At 59.6% G+C, this 15,476-nt stretch carries 12 protein-coding genes; 7 read left to right on the top strand and 5 right to left on the bottom strand.

Translation table 11 applies throughout. The features are described from left to right. Positions 1 to 28 precede the first annotated feature (28 nt). Entirely contained in the window at positions 29 to 1,399 is a 1,371-nt protein-coding gene (locus HK28_RS12995) for an MFS transporter (protein WP_086644963.1), read from the bottom strand. Positions 1,400 to 1,440: 41 nt separating this feature from the next. Then, complete coding sequence (locus tag HK28_RS13000) at positions 1,441 to 3,849, bottom strand: TonB-dependent receptor domain-containing protein (RefSeq protein ID WP_143217428.1); 2,409 nt, start codon at positions 3,847 to 3,849, stop codon at positions 1,441 to 1,443. A gap of 210 nt (positions 3,850 to 4,059) precedes the next feature. On the opposite strand from HK28_RS13000, the gene HK28_RS13005 reads away from it, so the two are divergent. Then, a complete protein-coding gene (locus HK28_RS13005; RefSeq protein ID WP_086644964.1) occupies positions 4,060 to 5,010 on the top strand; it encodes a LysR family transcriptional regulator in 951 nt (316 codons plus the stop codon). Positions 5,011 to 5,025: 15 nt separating this feature from the next. On the opposite strand, the gene HK28_RS13010 is transcribed toward HK28_RS13005, so the two are convergent. Then, entirely contained in the window at positions 5,026 to 5,703 is a 678-nt protein-coding gene (locus HK28_RS13010) for a TetR/AcrR family transcriptional regulator (protein WP_233140542.1), read from the bottom strand. Positions 5,704 to 5,843: 140 nt separating this feature from the next. On the opposite strand from HK28_RS13010, the gene HK28_RS13015 reads away from it, so the two are divergent. Both HK28_RS13015 and HK28_RS13020 read left to right on the top strand, forming a co-directional pair. Then, positions 5,844 to 6,608, top strand: a complete 765-nt coding sequence (locus HK28_RS13015) for an enoyl-CoA hydratase-related protein (RefSeq protein ID WP_086644976.1) — start codon at positions 5,844 to 5,846, stop codon at positions 6,606 to 6,608. A gap of 160 nt (positions 6,609 to 6,768) precedes the next feature. Beyond that, positions 6,769 to 7,917, top strand: a complete 1,149-nt coding sequence (locus tag HK28_RS13020) for an L-dopachrome tautomerase-related protein (protein WP_086644965.1) — start codon at positions 6,769 to 6,771, stop codon at positions 7,915 to 7,917. Between the two features lie 240 nt (positions 7,918 to 8,157). On the opposite strand, the gene HK28_RS13025 is transcribed toward HK28_RS13020, so the two are convergent. After that, positions 8,158 to 9,045 carry an oxidoreductase gene (locus HK28_RS13025; RefSeq protein ID WP_086644966.1) on the bottom strand — a complete coding sequence of 296 codons (888 nt, stop codon included), beginning with the start codon at positions 9,043 to 9,045 and terminating at the stop codon, positions 8,158 to 8,160. Positions 9,046 to 9,119: 74 nt separating this feature from the next. On the opposite strand from HK28_RS13025, the gene HK28_RS13030 reads away from it, so the two are divergent. After that, positions 9,120 to 9,728, top strand: coding sequence for a TetR/AcrR family transcriptional regulator (locus tag HK28_RS13030; protein WP_086644967.1), 609 nt, complete (start codon positions 9,120 to 9,122; stop codon positions 9,726 to 9,728). Positions 9,729 to 10,067: 339 nt separating this feature from the next. Here the strand turns inward: HK28_RS13030 and HK28_RS13035 are convergent, their stop codons facing one another. Further along, positions 10,068 to 12,311: a TonB-dependent receptor gene (locus HK28_RS13035; protein ID WP_233140543.1), complete on the bottom strand. Its 2,244-nt coding sequence runs from the start codon at positions 12,309 to 12,311 to the stop codon at positions 10,068 to 10,070. A gap of 431 nt (positions 12,312 to 12,742) precedes the next feature. Here HK28_RS13035 and HK28_RS13040 point away from each other — a divergent pair, with 431 nt between their 5' ends. The 3 genes from HK28_RS13040 to HK28_RS13050 form a co-directional block, all read left to right on the top strand. Next, positions 12,743 to 13,240 carry a hypothetical protein gene (locus HK28_RS13040; protein ID WP_158093474.1) on the top strand — a complete coding sequence of 166 codons (498 nt, stop codon included), beginning with the start codon at positions 12,743 to 12,745 and terminating at the stop codon, positions 13,238 to 13,240. 123 nt (positions 13,241 to 13,363) lie between these two features. Further along, entirely contained in the window at positions 13,364 to 15,160 is a 1,797-nt protein-coding gene (locus tag HK28_RS13045; protein ID WP_086644969.1) for a copper resistance system multicopper oxidase, read from the top strand. Beyond that, positions 15,157 to 15,476 (top strand): hypothetical protein (locus HK28_RS13050; RefSeq protein ID WP_198945896.1); only part of this gene is annotated, 320 nt, incomplete at its 3' end. The genes HK28_RS13045 and HK28_RS13050, both read left to right, overlap by 4 nt.

Here is a 15,476-nt window from a genome sequence, read left to right on the forward strand (position 1 = left end):
TACATTTCCTTATGGCGTGTGGAAGAGATTACGCTTCCGAGAACGCCGACACGGGGACTTCAAAACTCCGAAGACTTGCCTGGCCATTCGCCCCCTGCGCGCTGCGCTTCGCCGCACGGCGCGACAGGGCGAGCAACGCGATCGGCGCGAAGGGAATCACGATCGACGCGAGATATCCGGGAACCATGGCGTTCCCGGTCATGAGAATCAACCATGTCACGAAGGGCTGCGTCGCTCCGCCGAACACCGATACGGTTATGGAATAGACGACGCCAAAAACAAAACTGCGCTGCGCCGAAGGAATGGAGCGCAGGACCAGTTCAGAGCTCACCGCGGACAGAAGGCCGGGCATGACGTTCGTCACGACGTTGAGCACGATGAGGCTCGTAAGGCCGGGGCTATGAACCGAAAAGTGGTATACAGGAAGGATAACAATGAGATAGACGCCGGACACTCCGAGAATCAATGGCCGCGCGCGACAGGAACGTTGCAGGTGGATGCCCGTCACAATCGCAGCGAGCCCCGCCAGCAGGCCGATTGACATCGCCGCCATGCCGAGCCTCGGCGACAGATGCAGCACGGAAATCGCATAGCTTGCGCCGAAGGTGCGAAGATAGGTCGTGACGGTTCCCGTCAGGATCACACAGAAAGTAAGTGCGACGACCAGCCAAGGGAACGGCTCGCGCGAGGTTTCCGTCACGGTAGGCTGTTCAGCCGCCTGATGCAGCCCGCCGAGTGCAATGCGCCGGAAAAACAGACCAACTGGAACGATAGCCAGACCGAGAACAAAGGGCACGCGCCAGCCCCACGCATACAGCTGTTCATGCGAGAGAGCAGCTGACAGAACAAGGCCGACCGCAACAGCCGCCAGTTGCGACATGAACTGCGTCAGCGCCTGCGCGGACGCCATCGCGCCCGCATCTCGCTCACCCCGTAATGAATAGATAAACTCGGTGGCCGGACCGACCTCCCCACCCTCGGAAAATCCGTGCAGCAGGCGCGAAATCAACACCAGCACAGGCGCCCACACGCCTATCGTCGCATAATCAGGCGTCACCACCAGAAGCGCCGACCCCGCGGCCATCATCAGAAACGTCGCCATCAACGTGTTTCCGACTCCCATCCGCTGCGTATAGAACCCCATGACCAGCGATCCCACTGGGCGGGCGAGAAAGCCCGCCGCAAAGGTGATAAGCGCCGCAAGAAGCTGCATAAGCGCGCCTTTGACCGGAAAAAACGCCTGTCCGATCATCGGCGCGAAAAATGCGTACGCCATAAAGTTGTAGAATTCGAGAAAATTTCCGACACTTCCGGCTGCAAGACATACGGCCTTGCTGACCGGCGGTCTGGGTTGGGCGGCGTCAGACGGTGCGACGTCGGATTTGAAGTGGCTGGACATCGACGCCTCCCCAAGACCTTTGTTCTATGTGAAGATAGAAATCAGAAATTGGCGCTCAGACGACCGCCGATGAAGCGCGGCGCGCCGGGAATCCAGAAATATGTCGTCGTCGCCTGCCCACCGGCCACAAAATACTGCCGGTTCAGGAGATTCGACGCATAGATCGTGGCCGACCAGCGATCGTTGACGGGATGGAACGTCATATGCGCGCCCATCAGAAAATACGCGGGGAGACGATACGAGCCGAGACCGCCCGCAACCAGCGCCTGCGAACCGCGATACATCCAGTCGAGACCGGTCTCCAGCTCATAATGGCGTAGCGGATTGAAGCGGTAATCGGCCGTACCGTTCAGCGTCAGCTTCGGGATGCCAGAATCAACGCCGCCATAATCGGTATAAATTCCCTGCCATACATGATTGGCGGTGTAATAGGCGTTCGTGGCTGTCGAGTTCAGCGCCAGAAACTTCTGATATTTTCCTCTTTCGTATCCGAGATTCTGCATCAGATATACGTGAGGGAGCGGGTGTATATTCGTAGTGAACTCCACCCCCCATATCTCGGATTTGGGAATATTCACGAACATACCGAGCGGCCCGTAGCTCGGCACCAGATACGAACTGATATACTGCTGGTTATGGTAATCGTAATAAAAGGCTGATGCGTTCAGGCGAAACACGTTCGGTATGATGTCGCTCTTGAACCCGGCTTCGTAGGCGAGAAGGCTCTCCGGTCCAAACGGAGCCAACTGCGCCTGCACGACGGTGTTGTTTCCCGTGAACCCGCCCGGTTTAAAGCCCTTGCTCATCTTGTAATAGAACATCAGGTTTTTGGCGGCCTGCCACTGAATGCCTACAGTTCCCGCGAACTGGTTGGCGGCCGCACCTTCGTTATTGAAATTCAGATTATTGATGCCGAAGTGCACCGTCCGCAATCCAAGAAGCTGCCGGTCGTCGGCTTCGTGGTTGATGCCGCCGAACAGCGTGATGTTATATGGCAGGCGATAGGATACATGCGCATACTGGTTGAACGTCTGCTGGTTCTGCCGGAAAGAGGTTTCAGAGAGGTAGCCGCGCAACGGCACGTAATCCGTAAAATCGAAATAAAACTGCTGAGACATGCGAACCCGATTGTAGGTCATGCCCACAACCCATTGCAGGCGCTGTCCATGGTCATTTGATTTGAGATTGACCTCCTGCGTGAAAGAGTTCGCGACGATATTGCGATACTGATCTCCGCTGGCGTAGGTGGTTCCGTCCTGATCGGTGTATTCACCCTCTCGTTCCGTTTCATAAGCGCTGATACTGCGCAGTGTCGCGAAACCGAAGTCGTGCGACATATTCAGATCGAAACCCCAGAACGTATTGTGCTCCGACGGCATCGTATTCGCTGAACGCCCGATAAGTTTCGCGAACTGGGGGCGCAGATCCCAGTTCGCCTGCTGATAGCCCAGCGTCGGAATGGATTGCGCCGCCGGAAGAAAATTCAGAACGGGCTTACCGACGACAACGCCCGAATTGTCCTGCGTCCAGTGCCCGGTAAGTTTGATTTCCGTATGCTCGTTCGGTTTCCAGAGCAGCTTGGCGCGTAGCGCGCCCTCGTTCGCGTCCCCAAGATGCGTGTGGTTGGCCGGGCTATACTGCCACCCTCCGCCGTGCATCGTCTGTCCGGCTATCCGGAACGAAAGCTTGTCCGTGATCGGACCGGAAATGTAGAGATCGGTCCGGCTGCGGGCGTAACTCGCAATGTCCTGCGTCACGCCTCCGTGCCAGGTCTCGGTCGGATCGGCCGTCCGGATGTTCACCTCGCCGCCCGAATCCGTCAGACCGTGCGTCGTGCCTGACGGACCGGGCTGGATGTCCACGTCAGCGATATCGAACATCATGCCTGACGCCATGGTGCTCAATGGAAAAGGCACGTCGTCAATATAGGTCATGATAGATGACGTGTTATTTTGGGTGTAATCACTAAATCCAACGCCGCGAATAAAGAAATTCGTGCTGGCCGTTCCCATGAGACTCTGGATTGTCACGTTCGGCGCCAGATTCTGAAGTCCGGTCAGACCGACGACGCCATGGCGGACCAATGTTTCCGCCGTGATGCGCGTGGCTGAATCGGCCGTGTGCTGCGCCTGGGAAAAGTGGAACGCCCTCCGTGCGCCGCTAACACTCAACGTTTCGGCGGCGCCGGTGAGGTGAGCCGGATGGGTCGCAGGGCGGGTCGCAGCGGCGGGAAGCCCATGGGCGCCCGTCGTCGCGCCCGCATGCGTCGCTTTTTCAGCGTGACGAGAGCGAGGCGCCCCTTTCGCCTCTCCATCAACCAGGCACCCGATCAATGGGAGCAGCGCGGCGGACACCGCCCCGACCCTTATTCGGCCCTGTGGCGCCCTGCCGCGCGGGGCCAAAACTCTGCCATGTGGCCTATGCGATGTCGCGTCACGCCCAGATATCATTCCATATCCTTTAATTTCGCGCGTTCATGCCTACGCGTGTGACAAAATGCGTCTTTTACTGGAAATGTATGGAAAATTTGGCGCCATACCCTGGCCCCGATTTCGAAAGCTCCGCTCCGAAAATTATGAAACAATCGAAACGTTTTCTCCTAAGGAAATCTTGTTGCGCGTCGTTAACCATCTGGTTGATAACCAAAGCTGGAGAGCGCCATGCAGAAAGCAAATGATTTCCCGGACGTCAGACGCTTTTTGAAATTGCGTCACATCACGCTTCTCCATGCGCTCGACACCACCCGCAGCATGAAGGCCGCCGCTCTGCGGCTTGGCGTCTCTACTGCCGCCGTATCGAAAAGCTGTATAGAAATCGAAGAACTTCTCGGGGCGAAATTGTTCCGGCGTTTGGGCGGGGCGCTCGAACCCACGGAACTTTGCGCTCGCGTGCTGACCGCCTGCCGTCGCATCGACGCCGAGTTGATCGCCCTGAACGAAGACATTGTTCACATGGGCAAGAGCCTCCGGGGCACAGTGTCCATCGGCTTTCAGGCGCCCGCCCTTCACACCCGTCTGCCGAACTGGTGCGCAACGGTGAAACGGGAGCATCCGTACCTGACTCTCCGCTGTGAATATGGCATGCGCGCGACGCTTTTAGCTGAGCTGGAAGCGAACCGGCTGGACATGCTGCTGATCGACCTGCACGAAATCGACGTTCATCCGCGCTTCGCCTGCGAACCTCTGACGACCGAATTCTGCGTCGTGGTGGACAAGGACGCGAACCTGCGCTTCTCCGACGTGCTGCGTCGATGGCCAGAATTCGTCAACAGGATCTGGGTTTTGCCCGTTCACGGCATGGCGATGCGGGGTCGTTTCGATTCCCTGCTGAAGTCGCGGGGACTAGCTCTCCCTCGACGGATCATCGAGGTCAACTCCCCGATCGCAGCCGCTGAGATCGGCGCAGCGGCGGAGGCCCTTATGTTCGTTCCCGCCTCTATGCTGACGCATCCGCACAATCTGGCCGTCACGCTCGACGACGCTTTTTTTCAATCGGAAATGTTCATGACCATGGGCGTCGCCTGGCTTTCGGACACGCGGATGACTCCGTCAGCCCGCTTCGTTTTCGACGCCATTCTGGCCGATCGTCCCATGGAGGCCTTGCAGAGCTGACGCGACAATGCCGCGTCAGGCTCGCGTCTCTCCGAACGTCGCGTCATGGCGGAAAATAGCCACGATCTGCCCCGCGATCTCACGACGCGTCAGGCGTCCTTCATGGTACCATTCGTCGGCCGTGTTCAGCAGCCGCAACAGCAGGATGCGGTAGATGCTGCGGTCCAGTTCCGCCGGAAGAGGCAGATCCTCCACTATGGTGCGGAAAATTGTCTCAAATTCGTCGCGCTTTCGGAGTAGGGCGACCTTCACCTCCGGTGGAACCGAACGGAAGATGTTCATGATCGGCAACGTAAGGGAACTGGGATTGAGCTGAATCTCGACCATCTCCTCGCACGCCGCCAGCAGGCGATCCCAGGGGTCAGCGAGAGGCTCGATGGCGTTGCGTACCCGGATCGCCGCAGCGTCGAGCGCCTTGTCGTGGATTTCCACGAACAACGCCTCTTTCGAGCGTATGTGGTAATACAGCGACCCCGGCAGCATGCCCACGCGGTCGGCAATGTCGCGAATAGACGTGGACCTGTAACCATGTTCGGCGAAGAGCTGGGCCGCGACCTCCAGAATCTCCTGACGCCGCTCCCCCGCCTGCCCGTCATCCGTCATCGGAGCGTCCAGCGCCGTTCCACCCTGCTCGCGTGCAGTGCGCTGGCGACGCGGAGCGGCGCGGCGCATTTCGTCTGAATTCGCTACCATTAAGTTGTTTTGCCGCCATCTCCGGCTGTTGCCAACACTTAAAGGCGAACCAGCGTGCAGCGGGCGCGTTTCCCGGTCCGGCGGACGGGCGTGCGTCGGGGCATGTGCGCAACGGCGCCCATCGCAATGGAGAACTCGACGTGACCGATCTCGTCAAAGTCCACAAGTCGGACGGCGTGCTCACGCTCGTCATGAACCGCCCGGAAAAGAAGAACGCCCTGACAGACGTCATGTACGGCGTTCTCGCAGACGCGTTGCTCGACGCGCAGACCGACGCCTCGACCCGCGTAATCCTGATCAGGGGAGAGGGAGAAGCGTTCACCGCCGGCAACGACCTTGGAGAGTTCGCAGCCATGGCGGCGGGGAGCGGTCTGCGCAACGTCACGCGCTTCCTCGAGGCGCTGGCGACCAATGTGAAACCTCTGGTCGCGGCCGCGCACGGTCACGCGGTCGGCGTCGGCATGACGATGCTGCTGCATTGCGATTACGTGCTCCTCGCGGACGATATCCGACTGAGCACCCCGTTCGTCAGCCTCGCCCTTGTGCCGGAAGCGGCGTCGAGCTTTCTCCTTCCCGCCCGGATTGGTCATGCGCGAGCCTTCGCGATGCTCGCGCTGGGCGAGACTGTCGGGGCGGAGGACGCGCTGGCCTGGGGGATCGCGAACCGGATCATGTCGCGCGAAGGGCTGACAGGAGCCGCTGAGGCGATCGCCGCGCGCCTCGTCACTCTGCCTGCCGGAGCAGTGGCGGCAACCCGCCACCTGATGCGCGACACCGACACCATTCTGGCCCGAATGAACGCAGAGAGCGAGGAGTTCGCCCGCCGCCTGATTTCCCCTGAAGCGCGGGAGGCGTTCACCGCGTTCGCTGAACGACGAGCGCCGGACTTCTCCCGTTTTTCCTGAATCACTCGCACGCAGGTCTTTCCGACTTCTGCGGCAAGGGCGAACGCGCCAGCGTCGAGCGCGTTCGTAGACTTGCAGCGCGACGCGCCGCACCGCTAGCCTCCCCCGCAAAGGTCGGCCAGCGAGAGGCTCGCCCACATATTTAAGGAAGAACAAAAACATGCGCCGTATCTGGAGATCGACCCGCCATTCACTCCTTGCGTGCGCCGCGCTTTTGACCGCCTTCGGCGCGGCGGCAGCCGACAGCGTCGATCACGGCTCTACGCCAACCAGCAATGTGACCGTCATGGGTCGTTTCGATCTCGCGCAGCCATCGGGGATCGCCCTGCTGCCGGATCGTCGCCTCGTCCTCGCCTTTCCTACCAGCGCGCAGAAGCACCCCGGCCCCGTGCTGGCGACCTGGTCAGACCGGGACGGCAAACTGTCACCCTTTCCCGACGTCGCCGCACAGAAGGAGCTGGTCTCCCCGCTGGGCATGACCGTCGACGGCAACGGTCAGCTCTGGCTGGTCGATGAAGGTCTGCGTGCGGATTCGACGGCAAAATCCCATCCCGCGCTGATCCATATCGACCCGGCGAGCAACCGGATCGTTCGCCGATACGCCCTGACGGAGCCTGTCGCGACCCCCAAAACGCATGTCAACGACGTGCGCATCGACCTTACGCATGGGGCGCAGGGCACAGCGTTCGTCACCGACACCTCCTTCGACGGCCATCCCGCATTGATGGTCATCGACCTGGCCTCCGGCAAGGGGAGGCGCGTCCTCGCTGGCACGCGCTACGTCAACGCTGACCCGGATCTGGTGATGGAAGTAGATGGGCGTATAGCCCACTATGACGCCAAGCACCCGACGATGGCGCAGGGCGGTCTGGACGGCCTGACGCTTAGCGCGGATTCCAGCCGCCTTTACTGGTCGCCACTTTCAGCGCGCAGACTCTACAGCGCCCCAACTGCGATTCTCGCGGACCCGACGCAGAGCGAAGCGGCGATCGAGGCGTCCGTCAAAGACGAGGGCGAAGTCGGCGTCATGGACGGCATGGCGACCGCGCCGGACGGCTCCCTGTATCTGACGGACATAGAACGCCACGCGGTCCTGCACCGTACCCCCGACGGAACGCTGTCGATCGTAGCGCAGGACCCGCGCCTGATCGCGCCGGACGGCCTCGCTCTCGACGGAAATTCACTCTGGATGACGGTGGGGCAATGGTCGCGTCTGCCTGCGTTCCATGACGGCCGCGACATGCAGGAACGTCCGTACATTCTGGTCCGCATCACGCCGCTGACGCCTGCGCCGCGTGCCGCGCAATGACGGCTTCCGGCGAAGACGTTAGATCCAGAGCACTCCTCACGAAAACCCCTTGATCGCGCGAAGGCGATTGGAGAGCCGACCGACGGGGATTGAATTTACCTAATCGGGAAAAGGGGTTTCCCCGGCGTGAGAACCCCTTGCGATGACGACGCGATTGGCGCTCGCTGCCCTCAGGGTCGCGGGTAGATCGATTACAGGCGATCTTCCTCTGTTTTTCGTCCCTGCAGTCACAACTGCACATTATGTGGTGAAACGGACGCCCGCCCTGACCGCAAGCATTTCTGAGGCCGCGATATAGCGCTGCGCATACGCTTCGGTCATACCATTGGACGGAAGAATAGCCAGCGCCTTGCGGTCGAAGAACGCCCCGCTGCGGTGATCAAGATCAGGCGAAAATAACAAAGGTAAAATCCGCGCTGCGTACTCGTCGGCGCTCGGGGCCAGCTTGCCGATCAGCCATTCCATGATCCGATGCTTCAGGCTGTCCGCGCCCATCAGGTTACTGCGGATGCTCGATTTGATCAGACCCGGGTTGAGACCGAATATGTCGAGATCAGGATAACGATGAGCAGCGTCAACCACCAACGCCTCGTTACCGGCGACGGTGTTCATATGCGCGGACATTACCTTGTAGGTCAGCTCTGAATTCAGGTCGTTCAGCGCGCCTAGCTGACCGGTACCTGGATAGCCCATGACGAATGCCCGCCCGCGTGACGCATCCTCACCACGCAGCTTACCCAGACGGGGAGCAAGATCGCGCAGCATCACCAGACGGTTGAGGTAGCTGACCGCCATGTCCCGCTCGATACCCTCCGCCGTCGTCTGACGCTTCGGCGCTGCAAAAATACCGGTCGTGAACAACAACAGGTCGCTGCGTTCTGCCGGCAACTCACGCGCGACACGCTCAGCGTCCTTCAGCAGGCTGAGATCCGCCTGCACAAAGCCGATATTGGCGACATCTTTGTCGCGGAACGTCTGCCCCACCACTGTGACGGCCACGCCGCGTCCTGCCAGCGCTTGGCTGATAGCCCGGCCCAGACCACCCGTCCCACCGATCACGATGGCCTTTCGACCAATCAGGGAGCCGGGGTCCACTTTACGCCAGTTCAGGTTAGGATTGCGCTTCATATTTGGATACCTCTTTATTTCTTTCTGCAAAGAAAGATATTATGCAGAGGTGAATCGTCAAGCCGGAATCAGGAATGAAAATCGGACGCCCTAAAGAAGTACCGGACGACCACATCCTCTCCATTGCTCGGCGCTGCTTTTTGGAACGCGGTGGGAGCATCTCGGCGGCGGACATCGCACGAGAAATCGGCGTCAGCCATACGACCCTCTTCAACCGCTTCGGTTCCAAGCAGGGCCTTATGTTGGCGGCGCTGGGAGCGCCGAAGGAAATTCAATGGATCGCAACGCTTGAGTCTGGTCCCGACAACCGGCCAATCAGGGAACAGATTATCGAAATCGCCTGCAAGATCTCGGCTTTCTTCGAAGATCTGCACGCTGGTTTCACGGTCCTTCAGGGCAGCGGGATTGCGACGGACGCCTTGTGTTCGGAGGAAGACCCTGAGGAGTCTGCTCCAGCACGAGCCTTCAGGGCCCTGACTGAATGGATCGGACGGGCGCAGGATCAGGGAAAACTGGCCCGGAGCGATGCGCAGGTGCTCGCATCCACCCTGCTTGGCGTACTGCACAACCGGGCTTTTTCCAGCCGCATCTGCGGCGATCCAGATTCCGAAAAGACAACTGACGCAACTCATGTCGCTAACGTGGTCACCTTGCTATGGGACGGAATCAAGCCACCACGATAGCTCCCCCCTCCATCGGAAGTTGTGACCGCACCACGTCAGACGGGCAACAGATGAACATAGCGGGCATCTGGCGCCCCACCCAGACGACCTTCATGAATTGGGACTTCACGGTGGGTACCAGAGCATCCTGCCCTTGAACAAGATGAATCGGAGCATTTGCATCGACGGAATTGAAAAAATATCTGAAAATTTTCATTTAATTTATTTAGTTAAAATAAGAATACTTTACGACGACGCCGATATCTTCACGACCAACACTCCCTCCGATGCCCGTTGCCCGCCTCGAAATATGATCGTCACCTGCACACCTGATCAAAATTGATCAATTCTGTTAAAATCTCAAAAATCAAAAACAGCAGAGAAAAACGTCCCCCGCCTCTGTCCATACTGGGCCTGATAGACGCCAACCCCGCTTCCATCTCGAAGCTGGTAGCGTTTTTCGAAGAGATTCATCACGTCAGCCCGGATTTTTATATCTTTCCCCACGACGACCTTCGAAAAGATGTGCTGATAGCCAATATTGAACACTTCATATTGTGGTTCTTTTTTCAGATTGGCGAAACCACTGCGTAAACCATAGCCATAGACAAAGTCGATATACGCCATGTCACGCCGCGCGGTCCATGACAGTCCTGCCGTAGCAGCGTATTCTCCCTGATGATCAAGCTGGATATCATGCGTTCGGATATAGGCCAATTCTTCCGGATCGAACTGATACTGCGCCGAGTTGATGTCCCGCGCCGCCGTTTTGACATAAGAAAAATTTCCAAACGCGGACCACGCCCCATGTTTCCACGAGCTCCCGAATTCCGCGCCGTAAACTCGCCCGCGCCGATAACTGAATGGGGCGAGGATGACCGCGCGCCCGAATTGCCCGAGATCTGTCAGGTCATGCGCCCATTTGGCATAGGCGTCGAGCGTAATCTGAAGTTCGGGTGTTATGCGTTGCAGGAGTCCGACGTCCACATAATGAGATTTCTCCACCTTCGTCGCATTGTCTATCATGCTGGCGGAAGCGTTGGTCGTTCCCGCGAACTTCGCCAACGTCGAGGGGTAAACATACTGGGGTGAAGGCGGTGCGAAATACCGAGAATATCCAGCATGAAAAACGGTGGCGGAATTCGGTCTCCAGACCAGATTGGCCCTTGGACTCAACTGTCCCTCATCGCTAAAAGACGACGCAAAATGATCGTAACGAATCCCGTAATTGAGGGTCAAAGTCCGGGTAATCTTGTACTCGTCCTGAATATATGCACCCGCTTCAACCGACCAATTTCCTGTGTTGTCTATCACCCGCACAGGTATGCTGGAACTCTGGCGCCCTGTCGTATCGACAGGAAACACCAGCGTGTTGGTGTCCAGTCGTTCGGACGTATACTGCCCCACGACACCTGCCCGTATCGTGTGATTTTGCGTGATATCGCATGACAAATCGGCCTGCATGCCGCCCGTGGTGAAGTCGTTGACTTCATGCTCCGAGACGCCTTGATAGATCAGATCGCGATCACGGTCTGGCGTGTAATCGATCCGCCCGTAGCGAAAATATGGCGACGCCTGAAAATTCAGCCTCTCAGTCGTGCGCTGATAGGACAAAACGGCGTAATAGTTCTGCTCCGTCTGGCTATCGTTCAAACTGGCCCAGTTCATGGCAGGATCAAGCGTGTTGACGCCCGCCAGATCATAGATGGTCGTATAGTGCGGGCTGGACTGATCGAAGGTTTTGAACGAATTCGGAATTTCGAAATCCGCATAGGATGCGCTGCTCAACAGGCTCACGCGACTGGCGTCATCGATCTGATACGAAAGATACGAAAAACCCTTTTCCTGTCGGGTGACGTCATGAACGGCGCGGAAGGCGGCGCTCGGGTTTTCGATGCCAATATTGTTGCGCGTGAAGGATACGGTCGTGAAGTAATCCAGCTTTCCGTGCTGACCGCCCAACTGAATCGAAGGGACAAAAGTGTTATAACTTCCGCCGTACAGCGACATTTGGTTGTGCTTCAGACTCTCCCCACTCTTGGCCGTAACGTCCACCACGCCGGCGGTGCGAAATCCAAACTGCGCGGGTAACGCGCCGGTCAGCAGGTCCACGGACTCGATCATGCGCGTATCCAGTTCCTGCCCGAAACCATTCAGCCCTTCGGGCAGAAGCACGCCGTTGACCCGGTAAGTCAGGCCGCCGTGCTCTCCACGCACATGCACTTCGCCGTAACTGTCGAGGACTACGCCGGGAACGCGCAACAATATCTGGTTGAACGCTGCGTTCTGACCGCCCGGGGTGACCGCGATCTGATGCTGGTCGATATGGTAATCGACTGCGCCCAGACCAGGAAAAATGCGAGCGCGTTCTCGATTGAGGTGACCGACGACGTCAATATGTTCAGGGCGGATTTGCTTCGACGTAGCGCCCCTCCGACGCGACGTGGGCGTCCCGGCGGAGGCGGCGTCACTTTCCGGGCGGATCTGAATCGACGGCTGGTGACTGGCCTCGGTTCTTTGCGGCGAAGATGAAGAGTCCTCCGCAAGAGGCGTTGCGCAGGCGTCGCCCCCGGAGGGGAAAGCCAAACTGGCAGCTAACCACATCACAGCCCATGATCGAGGCGCGCTGAATGGCCATTCACCAGAAATATAGTATATGCTATATTTCTGTATGTCAGTAGTTGATCTTCTTCGTTTCGCAGGAAGCATGAGAAATAGCCTCTAAGGACGCGCCATTCCGGCCGGCCGCCGGAGTGAAGGTCTTCTCTAACGCAAGCGTGTCGAAATATGCAATATGCTATATTCTGGCGCGTAGGAAAATTTCACGAACATGCTTGCAATCCCCCCTTCAAGAGCGGGCGCCGTAAATTCGACTGGTTGTGACGTCGGGCTCCCTCAGCGTTTGCTCCGCATTTGCGGAGCGCCTGCCAAACACCGCACAATCGTCACTTCCCAACCGCCATGTTGGCGACGCATATCGTCAGAGTCGGCACGGCGAAAGGACGTCCCCACCCCATAGCGGCAAGGCAACGATCATGTCCGACCTTGCCCATAGCCACCCAGCTTCGGTAAAGTCGGAGAGACGTTCCGGCGACGATCGCCGGGGCCACGCGTGGAAGAGGTTGGGTGTGACGAAGCGTCGCCCGGAGCAAGTTGGACGCCTTCTCGCCGCGCTGTTGATCGTGGCGGCGTTGGTGATCGCGCCCCTGTTCGCAGGCCCCGCATCCGCGACGTCTTGCGACGCCATGACCTCAGCCAATCATGGCATGGCGACCTGCATGAGCGCGCCTTGTCACAAAGCGGCGACGGCCATGCACATGAGCGGGCCATCAGCGCATCCCCACACGGAAGGCCACCCTTACCATCCGGGCGTGTGTTGCACGCAGAGCGCCGCCATTCCTCTTGCCGCCGCGCCGCTGCGTCTGGTCCTGACGTTCGCGCAGCGTCCCGTCGTGTATGCGTTGCATCCGACCCCCGGCACGCCGGGCCTGACCGGTGCGCCCGACCTGCCTCCGCCCAGAATCACGGTCTGACGCGGCCTGCGCCGCGCTTCCCTTCGCCAGCACACGATGAGGCCGCCCGGACGGATAGATCCGGGTAGCCGCCCAACGTCCTGAACCCTGCTGGCGCGACCGAACCTTTCGCGGATTTTCCTCATGCTCCGTACCATATCGCGACCGCCGCGCGCGCTGCCGCGCCGACGTTTCGTAACCGGCGCCGCCCTCGCCTGCGCTGCGCCGCGCTTCCTTCAAGCGTCGCCCGCCCTCGCCAACGCAGGGCCCGCCAGCGACGTTGTCATCCCGAAGACGCCGCAACCCCCGCCTTTGGCCTCGTCGTCGTTCAGCCTGACTGTCGAAACCGTACCCATGACCATCCATGGCGCACACCTTGACGCCGCCGGAGTGAACGGTCTCGCCCCGGCCCCAGCTATGCGCTGGCGCGAGGGAGACAATGTGCGGATCGACGTGACGAACCGTCTGGACGAGGCGACTTCGATCCACTGGCACGGATTGCGGCTCCCGGCGGATATGGATGGCGTGCCCGGCCTCAGCTTCGGAGGCATCGCGCCGGGCGAGACGTTCACGTACCGCTTCCCGGTCCGCCAGAGTGGGACGTACTGGTATCACAGCCATTCCGGCGGGCAGGAGCAGGGTGCGTTATACGGCGCTCTGGTCATCGACCCCGCCGCCGGCCCCGTCCACCAGACAGAACGCGATTACGTCATGGTCCTGTCCGACTGGACCGACGTCGCCGCGCGAGACATCGTCTCCAACCTCAAGTTCAACAGCGACTATTACAATTTCCGCCAACGCACCGTCGGAACCTTCGCGCGCGACGCCCGACGCGACGGATTGGGAAGCGCATTGCGTGACCGCCTGCGCTGGGGCGCCATGAACATGGCTCCGACAGATATCTCCGACGTCTCCGGCGTGATCTACACTTACCTGCTGAACGGGCAGCCGCCGGATATTGGCTGGACCGGTCTGTTTCGTCCCGGAGAGCGCATCCGCCTGCGCTTCATCAACGCCGCGTCCATGACGCTCTTCGACGTACGAATTCCGGGTTTGTCGATGACTGTCGTGGCCGCCGACGGCAACGATGTCGAACCTGTGCCGGTGGATGAATTCCGCATCGGCCCGGCGGAAACATACGACGTGATCGTGCAACCACAGAGCGAAGGACCGCACACGATCTTCGTGCAGTCGGAGGATCGCACCGGCTACGCGCGCGGCGTGCTCGCGACGCAACCCGGCCTCTTGGGTCCCATTCCACCAATGGACCCCCGCCCTCTGCGCACGATGGCGGATATGGGGATGGCCGGAATGGCAGGCATGAACATGGGCGGTGCCCAGAACGAGCATAATGCCGCAAATATGGACATGCCCGGTATGGCCATGCCTTCCGCCCACAGCAAAGGGGGCGCTCCGCTCCCAATAACAACGCCCGCCGCGCTCAGAACTGGCGTCGAAGTCCAGAACGTCGCGCCGACGCCTATGAACCGCCTGACCGAACCAGGGGACGGGCTGGAAAATAACGGACGGCGCGTCCTCACCTACGCCGATCTCCGCGCGACACGCCCCGGCACGGACCCGCGCCCTCCCTCTCGGGAGATCACTCTCCATCTGACGGGCAACATGGAGCGCTTCATCTGGGGCTTCGACGGCAAGAAGTTTTCAGAAGCTGAACCTATACGTCTCGCCCTCGGCGAACGTGTCCGCTTCGTCCTTATCAACGACACAATGATGGAGCATCCAATCCACCTTCATGGGTTATGGAGCGAACTGGAAAACGGCCACGACGCATTCCGCCCCTACAAGCACACGATCACTGTAAAGCCAGGCGAGCGTCTTAGTTATCTGGTCTCCGCCGACACGCCTGGTCTGTGGGCCTATCACTGCCACCTGTTGTACCATATGGACACGGGCATGTTTCGTACGGTGGTTGTGTCGTGAGCCGCCGCCGCACGACGTCGCTCGTCGCCCTGATGACGCTGGCCATGAGCCCTGCGCCTGTCGGCCACGCCACTGAAGCAAACGAAGCGATGGAAGGGATGGACATGCCGGGCATGACGATGCCCGGTCGAAGCGTTGTACACGTGCCAAAACCCGGCGCCGAGAACCGAACGAAGGCATCTGCGACTGGCAAGAAAACGCAAACACAGTTGATGCGCTCCCCGCCGGCGTCGAACACGGAGCAGGACGGCGCGACCCTGCGCCATATCGGCATGAGCGGCATGAGCGGCATGAGCGGCATGAGCGGCATGAGCGG

Source organism: Acetobacter sp. DsW_063, assembly GCF_002153745.1.
In the GTDB taxonomy this organism is placed as follows: Bacteria; Pseudomonadota; Alphaproteobacteria; order Acetobacterales; family Acetobacteraceae; genus Acetobacter.